Genomic DNA, 20,395 nt, shown 5'->3' on the forward strand with positions numbered 1-20,395 from the left:
TCTATTGGATAAGCACAAAACGCCAACCAATCATTTAACCCGGCACACCCTGCGCGGCCTGCGCAGCGGCTTGCTGGGTTTTTATAGCGTGATGGTGCTGCTGGTACTGCTGACGCTGGCCTGGATCACCGTGCGTGATTACCATCAGGCCATCGCCGAGGCACGGCGTAGCGATCAGTCGCTGGCGCGTGCACTCGATGAAAACGCAACGCGCGCTTTTCTATCGGTCGAACAGGCCATGCAAAACATTGCCGAAGATCTGGATCGCCATGGCGGTGTCGATCGGGCCGACGAATACCTGATGCATCTGCAGCTCAAAGACAAAGTCAGGCTCACGCCGCAAATTCGCGGCATTATCACCATCGACGCCAATGGCAATATCCATAGCCACGGCCTTGAATACCCGGCTCGGAAGATCAATCTGGCTGACCGAGCTTATTTCCAGTATCACCGCAATTACAATACCACTCAGGCCTTTATCAGCGAGCCAATTCTGTCACGTACCGATGGCAAATGGCTGATTGCCTCAACCCGCCGGATCAATGCGCCCAATGGCGACTTTGGCGGTGTGCTGCTCTCGGGGATGGAGCCGACCTATTTTCTGAAGTTTTATGAGTCACTCAATTTAGCCGAAGGTGTTTCGATTCAGCTATTGCGCAGCGACGGCGTGGTGCTGGTCAATTACCCCTTTGACGAGAGCAAGCTGGCTACTAACGAGCGCCAGAATGATTCGCTGCTGTTCGAGCAATTGCGCCTCAAACGTCACAGCACGCAAACCATCAAGTCCACACTGGGCAAAGAACAACTATTGACCTTTATGGTGAATCAAAGCGAATTACCGCTGATTATCACCATCCGGCATGATCTGGACATCGTGCTGGCGCCGTTTCACGAACAAACCGTCACGCGCATTCTGATGGCGCTGGGGCTGATGTCGATTGTCTCGATGCTGCTCTATATTTTGCTGCGCCAGATCCGCCATGTTGAAGAAGTAGAAGGCCGGCTATTTCTGACCCAGCATACGGTTGATGAATCGCCCGATCTGACACTGTGGTGTGATCACAGCGGCCTGATTCGTTATGCCAATAAAAGCCTGGCCAATCTATCCGGATTTAGCCGACAGGAGCTGATCAGCCAGCACTTTGTCGATCTGTTTGCCGAGATGGACGACGAGGACTGGCTGGCGTACTGGCACCGGCTGCAAGAGCAGAAACAGATCAGCATTGAAAGCCCGCTGCAAAACAGTCAGGGCGACAAGATTCCGATGGAGCTAACCTTTTCGCTGATCAAATTCCAGCGCGAAGCCTATGTCTGCTGCACGGCGCGTGATATCTCCGAGCGCCGTCTGGCCGAGCAGGAGCTGCGCCAGCACCGCGATCAGCTGCATGAAATGGTGCAGGAAAGAACCGCTGAAATTCGCACCGTGCTGGACGCCAGCCCGCTGGCCATCATGCTGTCGATGAATGGCGTCGTCCGGCTGGTGAATCCGGCCTTTGAATTGCTGTTCGGCTTTGCCAGCAGCGATATTATCGACACCGAAACCCGGCATATCTTTAATTCACCCGAACAATACGAAAATATCCGCCAGAAAATCTGGTCACGCATTGCCACCGGCGGCGTCTACCGGGGTGAAACCGAACTATACCGCCGTGACCATACGCCATTCTGGGCCATGATTTATGCCAAGGCGCTGGTGGCTGGCGATATGAGCAAGGGCATGATTGCCGTGGTGGAAGACATCACCTCGCAACGGATCGCCGCCCAATCGCTGCGCCAGTCCGAGCGGCTGAACCGCACCATTATCGATCAGACTGCCGACGGCTTTTTGCTGATCGACGCCGACCATCGCATTCGCGATGTCAATCACTCGTTCACCCGCCTGCTGGGCTTTAGCCGGGAAACGCTGATCGGTCTGAATCCGCAAACCATCTGGGGCGATACCTGTACCCCGTTCTTCCCTGCAGACCTGATGAATCTTGCCTTGCAAGGACATACTACCAAGGATATTGAACTGGCTGACCAGCACGGCCAGCTCCATCCTTTCCTGGTCAATAGCGGTGTCGTGCTCGATGAGCAGGAAAACATCGAATACGCCTACGCTTTCTTTACCGATATTGCCCAGCTCAAGGAAATCGAGCGCCGCCTGGTCGACGCCAAAGATGCTGCCGAAAATGCCAATCTGGCCAAATCATCGTTCCTGGCCAATATGAGCCACGAATTGCGCACGCCGATGCACGCCATTTTGTCGTTCTCCGAAATGGGGCTGGCCAAAACCAGCAAGCTGGAGCTACCCGAAGCCAGCCATCTGAATCGCTATTACGAGCGCATCAACGCCTCGGGCAAACGGCTGCTGGTCTTGCTCAACGATTTGCTCGATATGTCGCGCCTTGAAGCCAATAAAATGAGCTACGACAAAGGCAAGCATAGCCTGCAGCTGATTGTGCGCATGGCGATTGCCGAAATGGGCTCTTTGCTCGCTGGCAAGCAATTGCAGCTGGAATTTAACGAGCAGCAGGAAGAAATCAATACCATTTTCGACAAGGCCCGCATTACGCAGGTGATGGTCAATTTGCTCTCGAATGCCATTAAATTCAGCCCCAGCGGCAGCGCCATCGAGATCACGGTCAATCCGGTAGACCTACTGGAAAACGGCGAACCTGCGGTCAGCATTGAAGTACGCGACCATGGCCCTGGCATTCCGGAAAACGAGCTGGAAACCATTTTCGACAAATTCATCCAGAGCAGCCGCGTGCGCATGGGCGGCGGCACCGGGCTGGGGCTGGCGATCAGCCGACAGATTATGCTCGATCACAATGGCCAGATCAGCGCCAGAAACCACCCGGATGGCGGAGCCATTTTCACCTTGCTACTGCCCGTCAATAGCGCCAGCTAGTACACCACGAGCGCCGAGCTGCCCTGTTCGTCACGGGGCAATTGGCGTACAATCGCGCGTTTTTCCCCAGCCTTGATTGCAAGGCCAAGAAGACCAAGACCATGCCGGATATTCGCAGTGAAGTGGCACGCCGCCGTACGTTTGCCATCATTTCCCACCCTGACGCGGGTAAAACCACGCTGACTGAAAAACTGCTGTATTTTTCGGGCACGATTCAGGCTGCCGGTACGGTCAAGGGTAAAAAAGGCGGCAAATTCGCCACGTCCGACTGGATGGACATCGAGAAACAACGGGGTATCTCGGTGGCTTCATCGGTGATGCAGTTCGACTATCGCGATCACGTGGTGAATCTGCTCGACACGCCGGGCCACCAGGACTTCTCGGAAGACACCTATCGCGTACTCACCGCCGTTGACTCGGCGTTGATGGTGATTGACGCGGCCAAAGGTGTAGAAGCGCAAACGATCAAGCTCTTGAACGTCTGCCGCATGCGCCATACGCCGATTATCACGTTTATGAACAAGTATGACCGTGAAGTGCGTGATAATTTGGAGCTACTCGACGAAGTCGAAAGCGTCTTGGAAATCCGCTGCGCGCCAATTACCTGGCCGATCGGTATGGGCAAGACTTTCCGCGGCGTGTACAGCATTCTGACCGACGAAATCATCATCTTTACGCCAGGCCAGGGGCCGCTTGATGACGTTGAAATCATCAAAGGCATCGACAACCCGCGTCTGGACGAGTTGTTCCCGCTCGAAATCGAAAACACCCGGATGGAGCTCGAATTGGTGCGCGGCGCGTCTCACCCGTTCGACTTGGAAGAATTCCTCGCTGGCACTTTAACGCCAGTCTTCTTTGGCTCGGCGATCAATAACTTCGGTATTCGCGAAATTTTGAACGCGCTGGTCGATTGGGCGCCACAACCGTCTGAATCGCACGCGCTGCAGCGCGACGTTGCACCAACCGAAGAGAAATTCTCGGCCTTCGTATTCAAAATCCAAGCGAATATGGATCCGAAACACCGCGACCGCATTGCCTTCTTGCGCGTTTGCTCGGGCGAATTTACCCGTGGCATGAAGTTCAAACATTTGCGCTTAAACCGCGAAATTGCCGCCAACTCGGTGGTAACGTTTATGGCGCAAGGTCGTGAGCAGGTGGAAGAAGCCTACGCGGGCGACATTATCGGCCTGCCTAACCACGGTAATATTCAGATCGGCGATTCATTCTCAGAAGGCGAGTTGCTGTCGTTTACCGGCATTCCGTACTTCGCGCCAGAGATGTTCCGTATTGTGCGCATCAAAAACCCGTTGAAAGTAAAGCAATTGCAAAAAGGCTTGCAACAGCTTGGTGAAGAAGGCGCGGTACAGGTCTTTAAACCACTGAACGGTGGCGATTTGATTTTGGGTGCGGTGGGTGTGCTGCAGTTTGAAGTGGTTGCTTCACGCTTGCTAAACGAATACGGTGTGGAAGCGATGTTTGAATCGACGCCGATTTACACCGCCCGCTGGGTGTCGTGCGAAGACGCGAAAAAACTCGCCGATTTCGAGAAAAACCTCGTCAATAATCTGAGTCGCGACGCCGCCAATAGCCTGGCTTATCTGGCCACCAGCCGCGTGAATCTGGATCTGACAATGGAACGCTGGCCGGAGCTGAAATTCCACGCCACACGCGAACACGCCATTACGCTGTAATCGATCTTAGATATACACACAAAGGGTATTGCTCTGTAGGTCTTTTCCAAATTGACCTCCAGAGCAATACCCTCATTCATTTCAAAGTCAGTTCGTTTTACACACCAGCAACAAATGGAAAATCTACTTCCGGTTTGCGCTGCGCGATCAAATCGCTAATCGCTTTGGCCGAGCCACAGCACTCGGTCCAGCCCAGCGTGCCATGACCCGTATTCAGCCACAGGCTTGGATAGCGCGTCTGGCCGATATAGGGCAGATTGCCCGGCGTCGCTGGGCGCAACCCCGTCCAGAATTCAGCGCGCGCGTAATCCATGCCCTGCGGGAAAATTTGGCTGGTGCGATCAATCAACGCCTTGCAGCGGATCGGGTTCAAATCGAGGTTGTAGCCATTAAATTCGGCCGTTCCGGCCACGCGTAGCCGATCACCCAGACGTGAAAAAACCAGTTTGTAACCGTCGTCAGTCAGGCTCACCGTGGGCGCAAAATCGGGGTCAATCACCGGGATCGTCGCCGAATAACCTTTGGCCGGATAAATATCGAGCGTGATGCCCAGCGGCTGCAAATACTGCGGGCTGTAGCTGCCCAGACAGACGACAATCTGATCGGCTTGCAAAACCTCCTCGCCCTCTTCTTCGCTGCGCACGCGCACAGCTTTAACGTCATCCCCTGCGCGAATCAGCGCTTCAATCGCACAGTCATAGCGAAATTGCACACCTAGCGCGGCGCAGCGGTCGGCCAGCTCGTTGGTAAACTGGCGAGCATCGCCCGATTCATCGCTTGGCGTATACGTGCCCCCCACAATCGGATAGCGCGATTGCGCCAGCGCTGGCTCAATCGCCAGACATTCAGCGGCAGTTTTGACTTGTCGATCTAAGCCCACTTCGCGCATCAGCGCTGCGGCCGGAATGGCGGCCTCATATTCGGCCGGGTCGGTGTAGTAATGCAAAATGCCCTCGGTACGCTGATCGTACTGCACGCCGGTTTTGGCGCGCAGACTTTGCAAGGTAGCGCGGCTATACAGACCAAGGCGCACCAAATTTTGCAGATTGGCTTTGGCGTGCGCTTTGGTGCATTGCTGCAAAAAGCGCAAGCCCCAGCGCCACTGATTCCAGTCGGCTTTCAGACGAAATAACAAGGGCGCGTCTTCTTCACCTAGCCATTGCAGCGTTTTCCACGGCGCTTTGGGGTTGGCCCATGGTTCGGCATGGCATACCGAAATTTGCCCGCCATTGGCGTAACTGGTTTCCCTGGCCGGCTCCTGCGAGCGCTCGACCACCGTCACATCATGCCCCTCCTGCGCCAGAAACCAGGCACTTGTGACCCCGATAACCCCTGCCCCCAATACGATGATTTTCATTTGGCGCTCCCCTGACTTGTTTGCCGCTATTATGCCGCGTGCGCAGTGCGGATCGAAGCGGATTCTGGCCTGAAGCTGCGGCAGATCAAGTTCAGCGGCGTGCATTCACAATGCAGCGAGTCTATTGATGTTTGGGCGCAAGTTGATGCCGAATTCATAGTCGGATCAAAAAAAGTCGATTAGACTGGCTACATTCACACTTTTGTCAGCTGACACGCCAAAAAACCAGCATGAACCTGTCACTTCGTCCCGCCGTCATTCTGGCCATTCTGCTCGGTCTGCTGCTGCCCGCCAGCATCAATGGCTATTTGAGCATCCGCACCGATCTGGCCAACGCGGAAAAAAACATTCGGCAGGATCACGAGCGGCTGGTCGAAATTCTGGTGCTGGGCATGCAGGAACCGCTGTGGAATCTGGCCCCGGAATCGGGCAAGCCGCTGCTCGATTCGGTGATGAGCGATCCACGGGTGATCCGCATCGTGGTTAACGACGCTTCACTGGGCGTTTTTCTCAATAGCAACAAGCCCGAACGCCGTCTGGGCAAACTCTCATCGCTCTCACATCTGGTCAGCAAGCAAGGCAATGTGATCGGCAATGTCACGCTGGAGCTGGACGATGGGCTGGCCAAGCAGGCCATTGAGCACAAGCAGCAGCAATACCTGATCGCCGTGGCCATTCAGGTTGCCTTTAGTCTGGGGCTGATTCTGTTTCTGCTTAACTCACGCGTCTTGCGCCCGCTGGAAAAACTGACCCAGCAATCAACGCAGCTGGCGAACGACCAGCTTGACCGCCCGTTTATCTGGCACCGCGAAGATGAAATCGGCCAACTGGGCAGCGCGCTGGAGCAAACGCGGCAGGCCTTGCAAAAAATGATCAGCACGCTGGAGCAGAAAAATCTGCAGCTGGAGGCCGATCTGATGAGCCGCCAGCAAATCGAATCAGCGCTGCGGGTTAGCGAAGATCGCATGCGGCGACTGGTTGAATCAACGCGGCTGATCCCGTGGGATGCGCGCCCGGAAGAGTGGCGTTTTACTTATGTGGGCCCACAAGCCGAACAGCTACTCAATTACCCGCTGGCCGTCTGGTATAGCGAAGGCTTTTTAAGCAGCTATCTGCATCCGGACGATAGACACTATGCCTATCCCTTATTTGCCGATGTGCATGAGCCGGGGCAAGTGTATGAATTCGAATGCCGCCTGCTGGCAGCCAATGGCAAGGAAGTATGGGTGCAAATCATGGCCACCTGCGATCTGGACCCCACGGGTGTACCGCATCTGCAGGGTTTCCTGTTTGACATCAGCCAGCGCAAACATAATGAAATCCAGCTGGAAAGCTATCGTCACCACCTGGAAGACGCCATTGAAGACCGTAGCCGTGAATTGGCCACCAGCAACCATGAGCTGGAAATCCTGACCAATATTCTGACGCACGATCTGCGTACGCCGCTGCGCACCATCGAGGGCTTTAGCCAGGTACTGGTTGACGACTATCAGGACAATCTGGACAGCAACGCACGCAATTACCTGCAAAGAATACGCGGCAGTATCAACGGCATGGCGAGCCGGATTGATGATTTGCTGATGCTGCAGCAATTTTCGCGCTCGGAAGTGCGACCACAAAGCGTTGATCTGAGCGCGATGGGGCACGACATCATGGATGAAATCACCATGCTGCAGCCGGATCGCGCCTGCGAGATCACGATTGCACCCGATTTGAATGTGGACGCCGATCCTCGGCTATTGCGCATCGCTTTATTCAATTTGTTGGAAAACGCGTGGAAATACTCGCAAAGCAAGGACATCATCCGGATTTCGCTGGGTAGCACGCATGTGAATGGGCAAATGGTGTATTACGTGGCTGACGAAGGCATCGGCTTTAATATGGCGCAGGCCAAAAATCTGTTTACCCCCTTCTATCGCCTGCACTCGCAAGCACAGTACAGCGGTAACGGCATCGGCCTCACGGCGGTGCAGCGGATTATCAGCCGCCACGGCGGGCGCATCTGGGCTAAATCAACCCCCGGTGAAGGCACAGTTTTCTATTTCACACTGCCAGAGCAAGCGCTCAAAGTGCAGGAAGTTTGAGTTATCTGCACCGCAGGGCTTGCATTACAGAACGAATGTTCTATAATCGCCCTACCTAACCCATACGCTCAGGATCACATCATGGATGACAACAAAAGCAAAGCACTCGCCGCCGCATTAGCCCAGATTGAACGCCAGTTTGGTAAGGGCGCAATTATGAAAATGGGCGACAACCAGATCGAAAACGATCTGCAAGTGGTCTCTACCGGCTCGCTGGGCCTGGATTTGGCTCTGGGTGTGGGTGGCTTGCCACGTGGCCGTATTGTTGAAATCTTCGGACCTGAGTCATCAGGTAAAACCACGCTGTGTTTGCACGTGGTTGCCGAAATCCAGAAGCTGGGCGGCGTGGCTGCGTATATCGATGCCGAAAACGCGCTCGATCCGATCTATGCGCAAAAACTGGGCGTGAATGTCTCTGACATGCTGATTTCTCAGCCAGATACCGGCGAGCAGGCACTGGAAATTGCCGACATGCTGGTGCGCTCTGGCGGCGTAGACATTATCGTTGTTGACTCGGTTGCGGCGCTGACGCCCAAAGCCGAGATCGAAGGTGAAATGGGCGACGTGCATGTTGGCCTGCAAGCTCGTTTGATGAGCCAGGCACTGCGCAAGCTGACCGGCAATATCAAGCGCACCAACACACTGGTGATCTTTATTAATCAGCTGCGCATGAAGATTGGCGCCATGATGCCGGGGCAAAGCCCGGAAACCACCACCGGTGGTAATGCGCTGAAATTCTACGCTTCGGTGCGTCTGGATATCCGCCGCATCGGCGCGGTGAAAAAAGGCGAAGAGATCATCGGTAACCAGACCAAAGTTAAAGTCGCCAAAAACAAAGTTGCCCCACCATTCCGCGTGATCACCTTTGATATCCTGTACGGCGAAGGTATTTCGCGTGAAGGCGAGATTATCGAGCAAGGTGTGGCCAACAAGATTGTTGAAAAATCGGGTGCCTGGTATAGCTATAACGGCAACAAGATTGGCCAGGGTCTGGAAAACTCGCGTCAATTCCTGAAAGACAATCCGGAACTGGCCGAAGAAATCATCAAGAAAGTGCGCGATAAACTAATTGGCAGCAGCTTGCCGATTGAAATGGGCGGCGACGATCTCGAAGCGGCTGAATAAGCGCTTCCCTATACACAATCAAAGTTCACGCAATCAGAAGGCTCTCCTGGCGGGAGCCTTTTGCATTGAATCGAGCTGGAGCACAGGCATGGTTTCCTTGCGCAATAAAGCACTGCAAATGTTGGGCCGACGCGATCATTCACGCGCCGAGCTGGCGCAAAAACTCAAGGCCCACACCGAAACACCCGAAGAAATCCCGGCGCTGCTCGATGATTTCGAGGCGCGCGGCTGGCTATCGGACAGCCGTTTTGCCGAACAATGGACGCATTACCGCAGCCAGCGCTATGGCATAGGCAGACTCAAACAGGAGTTGCGCCAGCGTGGTGTGGCCAGCGAGATTATTGACGCCAGTATTGAAGCCGTTGCCGAGCAGGAAATCGAAACCGCACGCCGCCTGTGGCAGAAAAAATTCGGCCAAGCAGCCACCGATCCTAAAGAGCGCGCCAGGCAATTGCGTTTTCTGGCCAGCCGGGGATTTAGCACCAGCGTGATTTACCGCGTAGTCAGTGGCGCGGGAGATGGATATGAAGCCATTGAATATGAAGACACCGAGACTGCCGATCCGCCTATTGATCTGGAAAGTGATCTAGATTAGCCAATACCACCAAAGGTATTGCCCTGCAGATCAAATTGATATTACCTTGCAAAGATATACCCCAAGCCACATCAACCCAAATCCAAATCAAGACTCAATCTGGCGTGCCGCTGCGCCAAAGCTTCAGCCGTCGGGAGCGCAACGCAGTGCTTGGGTCGTGAAGCGACACAAATCCACCGCCCGCCTACCCGCCAAAGCCAGTTTGCATTAGAATCGATACCCTTGTTGTTAAACTGCGCGCGCGTAAGATCTATATGAAATCATCCCAGATTCGCCAGAAGTTCCTGGATTTTTTTGCCAGCAAAAGCCACCAGATCGTCGCATCATCGTCGCTGATCCCAGCCAACGATCCGACCATTCTGTTCACCAATGCCGGTATGAACCAATTTAAAGACGTGTTTCTGGGCTTCGATAAACGCCCGTATACGCGCGCCACGAGCAGCCAGAAATGCGTTCGCGCTGGCGGCAAGCACAATGACCTGGAAAACGTCGGCTACACCGCGCGTCACCATACCTTTTTTGAAATGCTCGGCAATTTCTCGTTTGGCGACTACTTCAAACGCGAAGCGATTTTGTATGCGTGGGAATTTCTGACCTCGCCCGAATGGCTGGCCATCCCGAAAGAGAAACTGATGGTCACCGTGTACGCCACGGACGACGAAGCTTTTGACATCTGGCACAAGGAAGTGGGCGTACCGGCCGAGAAGATCGTCCGTATTGGCGACAATAAAGGCCCGGGTGTTTCGGACAATTTCTGGCAAATGGGCGACACCGGCCCATGTGGCCCGTGTACCGAAATTTTCTACGATCACGGCCCGCAACACTGGGGTGGCCCTCCGGGATCGCCGGAAGAAGACGGCGACCGTTATATCGAAATCTGGAATAACGTGTTTATGCAGTTCAACCGCGACGAGGCGGGCGTGCTGCATCCGCTGCCAAAACCGTCGGTCGATACCGGCATGGGTCTGGAGCGTATTTCGGCCGTGATGCAAGGCGTGCACGCCAATTACGAAATCGATCTGTTCCAGCATTTGCTCGCCGCTGCGCAACGCGAAACCGGCGCGACAGACGCCAACTCGCCATCACTGAAAGTGATTGCCGATCATATCCGCTCGTGCGCTTTCCTGATCGCCGACGGCGCATTGCCAGCGAACGATGGCCGTGGTTATGTATTGCGCCGCATTATTCGACGCGCGATCCGTCATGGTTACAAGCTGGGTCAGAAAGGCTATTTCTTCCATAAGCTCGTTGCGCCACTGGCCGAAGTCATGGGCGACGCTTACCCAGAGCTGCGGACACGCAAAGATCACATCATTGATGCACTGAAAACCGAAGAAGAAATTTTCGGCCGCACGCTGGAAAACGGCATGACGCTGCTCGACAGCGTACTGGGTGGCGGCAAACAGGTGCTCGATGGCGATGTGGCGTTCAAACTGTCGGACACTTATGGCTTCCCGATCGATCTGACCGCCGACGTGTGCCGCGAGCGCAATGTCACTGTCGATATCGCCGGTTTTGAAGCCGCGCTCGAAGCACAGCGCAAGCAATCTAAAGCCGCTGGTAGCTTTAAAATGACGGCCGGTCTGGCTTATGAAGGCGAAGCATCATGTTTCCACGGCTACACCGAGGCGAGCCGCACTGCCAAAGTGATTGCGCTGTATAAAGGCAGCGAGCCAGTTGCACAATTGGCCGATGGCGACGAAGGCGTGATCGTTCTTGACCATACGCCTTTCTACGCCGAATCCGGCGGTCAGGCCGGCGACGTGGGCGTAATTGCCGGTAGCGGCGTTTTCAATGTCACCGACACGCAAAAAATCAAAGCCGATGTCTTTGGCCATCAAGGCCAGATCGTTAGCGGCAGCCTGAAAGTGGGCGACGCCGTAACCGCGAGCATCGACATTGCCAAGCGTCAGGCCAGCCAGCGCAATCACAGCGCAACGCATTTGCTGCACGCCGCGCTGCGCGAAGTGCTCGGCACGCATGTAGAGCAAAAAGGCTCGCTGGTTAATTTCGAGCGCACGCGTTTTGACTTCTCGCATCCGAAAGCGTTGACGAGCGATGAAATCGCCCAGATTGAAAACCTGGTCAATCAGGTGATTATGGCTAACGACGAAGCAATAGCGCGTTATATGAGCTACGACGACGCGATCAAATCGGGTGCCATGGCGCTGTTTGGCGAGAAATACGGCGACGAAGTACGCGTGCTGAAAATGGGCGACTTCTCAACCGAATTGTGTGGCGGTACGCACGTGAGCCGTACCGGTGATATCGGTCTGTTCAAGATTGTGTCCGAAGGCGGAGTTGCAGCTGGTATTCGCCGCATCGAAGCGATTACTGGCACTGCCGCACTGGCACTATCGCAAGCACAGGATGCCGAGCTGAAAGCAGCAGCAGGCATTGCCGGCGCTCAGCCGGGCGAATTGCTCGCCAAGCTGGAAAAACTGCAGCTTGAGCTCAAAGCAGCCCAAAAAGAAGTCGCCCAGCTCAAAGGCCAGATGGCATTTGGCCAGCTTGACCAGTTGATCAGCAACCAGTTGCGCACGGTCAATGGCGTGCAATACCTAGGCTGCGTGATTGACGGCGTAGAAAGCGGCATGCTGCGCGACATGAGCGATAAGATCATGGATCGTCTGCAAAGCGGCGTAGCCCTGCTGGCCTGCGCCAACGACGACAAGGTGAGCCTGATTGCCCGCGTCTCGAAAGATCTGACCGGCAAAGTCAAAGCGGGTGAGCTGGTGAATACGGCAGCGCAAGTGGTCGGCGGCAAAGGTGGTGGTCGTCCGGACATGGCACAAGCCGGTGGCACCGACGTGAGCCAAGTTGATCTGGCGATGAGCACCGCAAGCGACTGGTTGCAGGGCAAGCTGTAATCTAAGTTGTAATCGGTTCTTGCCTGCCCAAGCATGTATTTCACCGCTCAGAATGGCCACCCATGGGTGGCCATTTTTATGGGTATATGCACGAAGGCATTGATAATATTAAGCTACAGACATATACACAATAGGGTATCTTATGACAGATCAACCGGACTTTGAACTGGGTCGCTATCGGCACTACAAGGGTTTTGAATACGAAGCAATTGATCTGGCTCGCCATTCCGAAACTTGCGAATGGATGGTGGTCTACCGCCAGCAGTATGGCGAGCGCGGACTTTGGGTACGCCCGCTGGCGATGTTTACCGAAGATGTTGTGATTGATGGCATTTCGCAAGCGCGATTTGCAAAAATCGAAAACTAACATCAGACTGACACCCGCACCGCACATCAGCGGCTACACACGATAAAAAAACCGAGGGAAAACACCATGGCTGGCGCCAGTTTACTGACTTTAATCGACGATATTGCCACCATTCTGGATGACGTGGCAGTGATGACCAAAGTAGCGGCCAAAAAAACCGCCGGGGTACTGGGCGATGATCTGGCGCTCAATGCCGAACAGGTCAATGGCGTACGCGCCGAACGCGAGCTGCCGGTCGTCTGGGCTGTGGCCGTGGGCTCGCTGAAAAACAAAGTGATTCTGGTGCCTGCCGCGCTGGCCATCAGTGCCTTTATTCCCTGGGCTGTGGTCCCCTTGCTGATGCTGGGTGGTTTATACCTGTGCTTTGAAGGCGTGGAAAAGCTGGCGCATAAATTCCTGCATAAAAACGACGAGGCCGAGCAAAGCGAGCATCAGGCGCATCTGGCCGCACTCAGCGATGAGTCAATTGATCTTGTCGCGCTGGAAAAGGAAAAAATCAAAGGCGCGATCCGCACCGATTTTGTACTCTCGGCCGAAATTATCGTGATTGCCCTGGGCACGGTGGCCGACAAATCGCTGAGTACGCAGTTTATGGTGCTGGCTGGCATTAGCGCGATTATGACCGTCGGGGTTTACGGCCTGGTCGCCGGGATTGTCAAACTGGACGACGCGGGTTTTTATCTGTTGAAAAAATCCAATGCCCTGCTCAAAGCGCTGGGTGGCGCGCTGGTCGCCACTGCACCCAAATTGATGAAATTGCTGACTATCGTCGGCACCGCCGCGATGTTTCTGGTGGGTGGTGGTATTCTAACGCATGGCGTTCCGGCTCTGCATCACGGCATTGAAGATCTGGCCAGCCAGAGCGGTGCCATTGCTGGCGCGCTGGTGCCTAGTCTGGCCAATTTGCTGGTTGGCGTTGCTGCAGGTAGCGTGGCGCTGATCATATTCAATCTGCTGAGCCGCCTGAAAGGTAAAAAAGCCGCGCATTGATCAGCAACAGCATCGCTGCGCGATATTTCGGGCAAGATAGACCCAGAAAAACAAGGAGGAGACACCATGACGGCATTGCGTTTGCAGCTGTATGCTGCCAGCCTCCTCTTTACGCTGGCCAGTGCAGTCAGCATGGCCCACTGCAGCAAGCCATTCAAGCTGGCTCTGGAGCAATGGCCACCTTATGTGTATACCAACCCGCAGGGCAAACCGGCGGGGCTGGATATTGAATTGCTCAATGCCATTTTCACCGAAGCGGGTTGCCAGCTTGTTCTGGTGGCCGAGCTGCCGCGCAAACGGCGACTGGCCGAATTCATGGCCGGTGAGATCGACATCATGCTGGCGGCATCCGACACCCCGGAAAGACGCGAATACAGCTGGTTTACCCGCGCCTACCGGCCCGAATCGGTCAGCCTGTTCAGCCACCCTGCACAGCTGGCGCAATATCGGGAAATTAGCAGCTTCTCGGATCTTCTGCGCCGCCGCATCAGCTTGCTGGCACCGAATGCCGGCTGGTATGGTGAAGACTATAAAAAGCATCAGGATGCCTTGCTTAAAGCGCATCTGGTATCGCCTTTTGAGTCATTCACACAGGGGATCAAGATGTTTGCCGCCAAGCGGGCCGAGCTGATTATGGGCGACACGGGTGCCATCGTTCATGAAGCACGGCGACAAGGGCTATCGATCAGCCCCTTGCCCAATCTGGTGGTCAGCGCACCGGTGCATTTCATGCTGAGCAAAAAAAATGTCACAGAAGCCGACTTGCAGCAACTCAATGCGGCACTGGAAAAACTGGAACAGCGCGGCGTACTGAAAATGATCCGCACCCATTACGGCATGTAACAGTACAGCAAATTGACCAATTCGAAGAAAGCAAATAAGCAAAAGCCCCGAAAATCGGGGCTTTTTTTATGCTTAGCTGAGCCAGGGGCGTGGCCGTGGTGCTGGCCGGGACTCCTCGGCTTCGGCCACAGTGAGCAGCCGCAGCTGGCAGGCATACTGGTATTCATGGTGTTGAGCCAAATCGGCTTTGGCGGCAGTTTGTAGCACGGTTGGTGCAGACTGATTGTTATCGTAATTGCTTTCGCAATCACCAGCAGACATATCAAAGATGTACAACATGATGTGGCCCTCCCCAAGTATTTCAAAATCCGCGATTCGCGACGGAGACCCTTACAATTTATTCCTTACAACTTGAATATCGGCCTGTTCTATCAGAATTTCAATCCTTTTATAGGGTTTTCTGAAAATAATTTCTGAACGGATTAAAAAATGAGCCCAAAGGCCCTAATGCCGTTCACTGAAGGTCTGTTTTCATGATTTTTCGTGCCGGATAGCGCTTCGCTAGGGCTTTGACAACACGGGGGCATTCACGCCCCCGTCGTTGTTTGGGTAGTAATAACTCCCCCAGACGTTCACGAAGATGATGCAATTGTTTCGGAATCTTGCCGGGGCTATTGGTAGCCAGCCAGCGCCATTCATATTGCAAATAGCTCAATGCCATTTTGAAACTCAAATCGGTCGCTGCGGCTCCAGCTTCTTTCGCTACCTCGGCCATTTCCAGACACACTAAGTTATACGCCAGCCCCCCCCAAACTTCTTGCCGTACCGTAGCAAAAATGCCGTTTCACTTGGCTAAGTGATCGGCATTACCCAAAGGCCCCATTTTTGATCCAAAATCTAAAACCTCACTTATTAGTGCACACCATCTTTCAAGTCTAAGACTTACCTTAGACCCTAAATTTGTTAATATCCCTATGCATATCATCAGCAAGTCGCCCCAAATCTTGCGCGGTTGATGCAACACCCAACATCACATCTGTACTGGCGACTATCGACTGAGACATTTGCTGAACTGCATTGGAAACTTGCAGGCTAGATTGTGCTTGTTCTCGCAATGCCGTACTCACTTCATCAATGTGCATCACCACCTGACTGGTTCGTTCGCTAATAGCATCTATTGATGCACCTGCTTTCTGCGCAATCTGTTGACCGCCGTCCACATATGACACTGATTCACGCATCTGTGTTGCCATCATTTTTGCACTTTGCTGAATAGCATTAATCATTTGGCTAATTTCCAGCGCTGATTGCCCTGTTTTTTCTGCTAGTTTACGTACTTCATCGGCAACCACAGCAAAACCGCGCCCCTGTTCCCCTGCACGAGCGGCCTCTATGGCCGCATTCAATGCCAATAAATTAGTCTGATCAGCCACGTCTTTTATTACAGCAGTGATACCTGAAATCCGATCAGATGAGGCATCAAGCTCTTCAGCCGATTTAGCCGCAAGCCCAATAGAATTGGCGATTTGTCCAATATCACTTACCATCGTTTGAATCTGTTTCACGCCTTGATGAGCAGAAGTACCTGACTGTGCCGACAGTTGCTGCGCATTTAAACTCAGCTGGCTAACATGTTCCACATTGCGCGAAATATCAGCCAAAGATGCTGCCACTTGTCTGGCATTTTCAGTCTGCAGTGCAGACCCTTCGCAAACTAAAGCTGATGACTGCGACAATTGTTCACTCCAACGACGCACTTCGAGCGAGCGTAGCTGGATCTGTTTCAGTATAGAACCCAAAGTGCCGAGCATATTATTGATGGCTTGCGCAGTATCCCCAAGCTCATCTCGGCCGGCATATTGAATTAGATGAGTTAAATCTTGGTTACGCTCGATCAAATGAATTTCACGCTGAATTTGCTCGATCGGTTTTAAAATGGATCGTGCAAGCCAGAATGCGATGGCAATGCCCAATGCGCAGGCAAACAGCACTAAACTAATGAAGGTATGCTGTATCCATTGCGCCTGCTCTTCAAGACGAGTTTTGGCCTTCGCCTCATCGGCTTCAGATTGTTCTACCGCTTGATCAACCGCCTCTTTTAATTCGTATAGTGGCTTTTTATATGGAATTAGCTGCTCATCAGCAGCAATCGCACTGCTAATCTGGCCCGCCATAATTTGCTGGTAAATGCTATTCATTGCCTGCTTGTAGACATTGACTTGCTCTGGCATTTTAGCCTGCAATGCACGCATCTCAGGGCTGAGATTTAATTGTCCAAACAGCTGAATGCTCGCTTCAAATTTGCCGGAGATTTCATCCAACTCTTTTTTGTTGGCTTCTGGACCGTCATCGCCTGTTACACCAATTGAGATAAACAGGCTTTTTTCTTTTTGGCGCAAGCGGGTCAGAAAATATTTCACTTCGAGCGCAGCTCGCCCTACGGCGACATCTTGCTCAAGAATCTGTTTTGAATCTTTCCGTACTACCACTTCACTCCAGAAGCCCAAAGCAGCCACTGTCACGATGAGCAAGATTAGTGCGGAGCAACCAGCTAATACACGCGTACGGATATTCATTACAGCCCATCTCAAGTCAGAAATAATTAACAAATATTAACATTCAGCCAAGATCGCTACCGGATTCTTCATTGAAAAATCAAAAATGTGTTGTAAGGAAAAACGAAACCACTCACGAAAAAGACATCAAAAATCTACTATCAAACTATTCTGGAATGTATTTCATCAAAAACACTCAAATACCAGCTCCATAACTCATCACACCACCACCCAGAATAAGAGCCGCTGGTTATGTGGAGTAAAAACGATCATAAGTAGTGTTGCGTAACCAAATGGAAAATACTCCACTCTTCCTACGTAGATGCCGCTTGGTTATTGGCTTTGCGGCGACACGGGAACCAATCTTCTGGAGGCTATCCACTTTTAAGACTCTTCGAATAAGTGGCCAGTCTTGGGGGGGGTGCGTTGAATTGGGTTTTCGGCAGTTTGCATTTGCTCTGCAGGTAGGTGTTTGAGGAAAGCGCGAGCGAGCTCTGGATTTTTGCAATCCAGCCACGCATCGTAGTCACACTCGGGGATGATGACTAAGCTGCGCATCTCGTCGTTAGGCTTGTGCATTCGTTTCATTAGCGGGTGATTGTCCGCGTTGATCGTGATTTGCGTGAACGAATAACTCAATTGGTCGTTTTCTTCTTCCCACGTCCGCCAAATCCCTGCCACTGCAAAGGGCTCACCGCTAGCGAGACTAATCTGATGGCGTACTGCTTTGCCTGATTCGTAGCAGGGCTCAAAAAATCCCAGCATCGGTACAAGGCATAATTGGCTGTTTCGCCATGCGCCGCGATAGCTTTTCAATTCCCCAATCGTTTCCGCCCGCGCATTCATGGTGCTATAGCGCGTGTCCTTGGGGAGTTTGCGCTGCGGTAAGAAGCCATAGTTGGCGACGATAGCTTGGCGTGCAATATCGCCCGCGACCAAGATGGGGGCTTGATAGTCTTGCCACACTTCAGCAGGCCAATCTTCATCGGGTGGCGCAGCTTCAAAATGACTCAACAGGGTTTGCTTCGGGATAGCTAAATAATTTACACACATCGCACAAAAAGAACGAACGTTCTATAATGATCTGGTTCGAGTTCAGATAAGGATACTGCGATGTCGAGTTTTTTGCAGGGGCCATTTCCGGCAGATCCCAATCCAACAGCGCATTACCTGCCGTGGATCGGTGAATCAGTGCCCGCCGGCTTTCCCTCTCCGGCGGCCGATTGGGTGGAGGATCGGGTCGATCTCAATCAGCACTTGATTAGCCATCCAGAGGCGACGTTTTACTTTACCGTGTCGGGCGACAGCATGGTCAGTCACCTCTCCGAGCGCACCATCCCCGATGGTGCAACCTTGGTGGTGGATCGGGCGATTCAAGCTAAACACAATGACATTGTGGTGGCGGCGATTGATGGCGACTTTACCGTAAAGCGCCTGTTTCAGCGCGGCAAGCATTTGGCCTTGGTCGCAGAAAACCCGGACTACCCACCGATTGTGCTCGGTGACGAGCAAGAGCTGTCGGTCTGGGGCGTGGTCATTGCGTGGATTGTGCGCCCGAAATGATTGCGCTGATCGATGTAAACAACTTCTATGTGAGCTGCCAGCGGGTGTTCGAGCCCAAGCTAGAAGGCAAGCCGATGGTGGTGCTGTCGAATAACGATGGCTGTGTGATTTCGCGCTCGGCTGAAGCCAAAGCGCTTGGCGTCAAAATGGGTGCGCCTTGGCACCAACTGCGTGAGTTTGCCAAGGAAACCGGTTTGATCGCCTACAGCAGCAACTATGCGCTGTATGCCGATATGAGTAATCGCGTGATGCGGGTGCTCGGTACTTTTAGCCCGCATCAGGAAGTGTATTCGATTGATGAGTGCTTCTTAGGCCTTAATGGCATCGGCGGCGATCACACCGAGCTGGGGCAATCGATCAAACAAACCGTGATGCAGTGGACGGGTCTACCCGTCTGTGTCGGGATTGCACCAACCAAAACACTCGCCAAACTGGCCAACCACATCGCAAAAAAACGCCCGGGCTTTGCTGGTGTGTGCGAATGGGCCAAGCTCAGCCCTGCACAGCAGTTACAAATTATGCGCGAAATCGAAGTCGGCGAAGTTTGGGGTGTGGGGCGTAAAATCTCACCGCGCTTAAACCAGCAAGGCATCTACACTGCCGCTGATTTAGCCTTGGCCAATTCAGAACAGATCCGGGCACGTTATAGCGTGGTACTGCAACGGACCGTTGAAGAGCTCAATGGCCACCCCTGCATTCAGATTGAAGAAATGCAGCCGGATAAACAGCAGATTTTATGCTCACGCTCGTTTGGCCAACCAATCTATACCGAACAGCAATTGGCTGAAGCGATCAGTACGTATATCGCCCGCGCTGCAGAAAAGCTGCGGCTACAAAAGTCCGTCGCCGCCAGCCTGAGTATCTTTATCCGCACCAATCCATTTCGCCCCAAAGACCCGCAATACAGTCGGCATGTGATGCTGCCTTTGTCACAAGCCACTGATGACACCTTAAAACTCACCCAAGTGGCACTATGGATGTTGGCGCGGATCTATCAGCCGGGCTTTAGCTATGCCAAAGCCGGTGTGATGCTGAGCGATCTACAACCCAATACTGCAATCCAAGGTCATCTGTTTTTGCAAACCGCCGATCCAATCAAACGAGCCGAGCTCAATGCAACAATGGATGAGATTAATAGACGATGGGGCCGCAGCAGCATTCACCTCGCCAGCGCAGGCGCTAACCATGCTTGGAAAATCAAGCAAAACAGCCTGTCGCCATTTTGGACCACGAGATGGACAGACATTCCAAGAGCCAAATAATGTAAAAACGCCGTAAGCATCCAGCTGGCCCACATTGAATAGCCGTATTGCTCCTTGAGATGATCGTGTCCACGATAAACTTAGGTGGACACATGGACGCTATACTCCCACTTCAATCAACACCCAGTAGAGCTCGTCGCAAGCACAGCCCCGAGTTTAAGGCCGCTGTGCTGGCAGCTTGTCACCAACCCGGTGTTTCAGTCGCAGTCATCGCGCGCCAATATGACCTCAACGATAACATCGTACATAAATGGTTGGCC

Annotated in this window: 17 protein-coding genes; 12 read left to right on the plus strand and 5 right to left on the minus strand. The window is 53.3% G+C overall.

The features are described from left to right. Positions 1-4 precede the first annotated feature (4 nt). Complete coding sequence (locus FLS37_RS13590; protein WP_157670515.1) at positions 5-2,893, plus strand: PAS domain S-box protein; 2,889 nt, start codon at positions 5-7, stop codon at positions 2,891-2,893. Positions 2,894-2,994: 101 nt separating this feature from the next. Beyond that, positions 2,995-4,584, plus strand: coding sequence for a peptide chain release factor 3 (locus tag FLS37_RS13595; protein WP_157670516.1), 1,590 nt, complete (start codon positions 2,995-2,997; stop codon positions 4,582-4,584). A gap of 97 nt (positions 4,585-4,681) precedes the next feature. On the opposite strand, the gene FLS37_RS13600 is transcribed toward FLS37_RS13595, so the two are convergent. Further along, the gene (locus FLS37_RS13600) at positions 4,682-5,941 is read right to left on the minus strand and encodes a D-amino acid dehydrogenase (RefSeq protein ID WP_157670517.1); all 1,260 of its coding nucleotides are present in this window, start codon (positions 5,939-5,941) and stop codon (positions 4,682-4,684) included. A gap of 230 nt (positions 5,942-6,171) precedes the next feature. Between FLS37_RS13600 and FLS37_RS13605 the strand changes: the two genes are divergently transcribed. The 7 genes from FLS37_RS13605 (at position 6,172) to FLS37_RS13635 (ending at position 14,815) form a co-directional block, all read left to right on the plus strand. Further along, positions 6,172-8,025: an ATP-binding protein gene (locus tag FLS37_RS13605; protein WP_157670518.1), complete on the plus strand. Its 1,854-nt coding sequence runs from the start codon at positions 6,172-6,174 to the stop codon at positions 8,023-8,025. A gap of 81 nt (positions 8,026-8,106) precedes the next feature. Continuing rightward, on the plus strand, positions 8,107-9,150 hold the full coding sequence (gene recA, locus FLS37_RS13610; protein WP_157670519.1) for a recombinase RecA: 1,044 nt from the start codon (positions 8,107-8,109) through the stop codon (positions 9,148-9,150). Between the two features lie 88 nt (positions 9,151-9,238). Continuing rightward, positions 9,239-9,745 carry a recombination regulator RecX gene (gene recX / locus FLS37_RS13615; RefSeq protein ID WP_157670520.1) on the plus strand — a complete coding sequence of 169 codons (507 nt, stop codon included), beginning with the start codon at positions 9,239-9,241 and terminating at the stop codon, positions 9,743-9,745. 254 nt (positions 9,746-9,999) lie between these two features. Further along, the gene (gene alaS / locus FLS37_RS13620) at positions 10,000-12,615 is read left to right on the plus strand and encodes an alanine--tRNA ligase (RefSeq protein WP_157670521.1); all 2,616 of its coding nucleotides are present in this window, start codon (positions 10,000-10,002) and stop codon (positions 12,613-12,615) included. Positions 12,616-12,757: 142 nt separating this feature from the next. Then, positions 12,758-12,982, plus strand: a complete 225-nt coding sequence (locus FLS37_RS13625) for a DUF1653 domain-containing protein (RefSeq protein WP_157670522.1) — start codon at positions 12,758-12,760, stop codon at positions 12,980-12,982. A 66-nt stretch (positions 12,983-13,048) separates the two neighbouring features. Beyond that, positions 13,049-13,972 carry a DUF808 domain-containing protein gene (locus tag FLS37_RS13630; protein WP_157670523.1) on the plus strand — a complete coding sequence of 308 codons (924 nt, stop codon included), beginning with the start codon at positions 13,049-13,051 and terminating at the stop codon, positions 13,970-13,972. A 66-nt stretch (positions 13,973-14,038) separates the two neighbouring features. Beyond that, the gene (locus FLS37_RS13635; protein WP_198314634.1) at positions 14,039-14,815 is read left to right on the plus strand and encodes an ABC transporter substrate-binding protein; all 777 of its coding nucleotides are present in this window, start codon (positions 14,039-14,041) and stop codon (positions 14,813-14,815) included. Between the two features lie 72 nt (positions 14,816-14,887). On the opposite strand, the gene FLS37_RS13640 is transcribed toward FLS37_RS13635, so the two are convergent. From FLS37_RS13640 to FLS37_RS13655, 4 genes are all read right to left on the minus strand, one after another. Continuing rightward, a complete protein-coding gene (locus tag FLS37_RS13640) occupies positions 14,888-15,094 on the minus strand; it encodes a hypothetical protein (protein WP_157670524.1) in 207 nt (68 codons plus the stop codon). Between the two features lie 175 nt (positions 15,095-15,269). Next, positions 15,270-15,476 carry a hypothetical protein gene (locus tag FLS37_RS13645; RefSeq protein WP_198314635.1) on the minus strand — a complete coding sequence of 69 codons (207 nt, stop codon included), beginning with the start codon at positions 15,474-15,476 and terminating at the stop codon, positions 15,270-15,272. 226 nt (positions 15,477-15,702) lie between these two features. Continuing rightward, positions 15,703-17,331 carry a methyl-accepting chemotaxis protein gene (locus FLS37_RS13650; protein WP_157670526.1) on the minus strand — a complete coding sequence of 543 codons (1,629 nt, stop codon included), beginning with the start codon at positions 17,329-17,331 and terminating at the stop codon, positions 15,703-15,705. Between the two features lie 363 nt (positions 17,332-17,694). Then, a complete protein-coding gene (locus FLS37_RS13655) occupies positions 17,695-18,363 on the minus strand; it encodes an SOS response-associated peptidase family protein (protein WP_157670527.1) in 669 nt (222 codons plus the stop codon). 60 nt (positions 18,364-18,423) lie between these two features. Between FLS37_RS13655 and FLS37_RS13660 the strand changes: the two genes are divergently transcribed. The 3 genes from FLS37_RS13660 to FLS37_RS17170 all read left to right on the plus strand — a co-directional run. After that, the gene (locus tag FLS37_RS13660) at positions 18,424-18,873 is read left to right on the plus strand and encodes a LexA family transcriptional regulator (RefSeq protein WP_157670528.1); all 450 of its coding nucleotides are present in this window, start codon (positions 18,424-18,426) and stop codon (positions 18,871-18,873) included. Then, positions 18,870-20,135, plus strand: coding sequence for a Y-family DNA polymerase (locus tag FLS37_RS13665; protein ID WP_157670529.1), 1,266 nt, complete (start codon positions 18,870-18,872; stop codon positions 20,133-20,135). The genes FLS37_RS13660 and FLS37_RS13665 overlap by 4 nt, the downstream gene beginning before the upstream one ends. Before the next feature lie 92 nt (positions 20,136-20,227). Then, positions 20,228-20,395: transposase (locus FLS37_RS17170; protein WP_198314625.1), on the plus strand; the 168-nt coding region annotated here is incomplete at its 3' end.

The organism is Chitinibacter sp. GC72 (assembly GCF_009760905.1).
Taxonomy (GTDB): domain Bacteria; phylum Pseudomonadota; class Gammaproteobacteria; order Burkholderiales; family Chitinibacteraceae; genus Chitinibacter.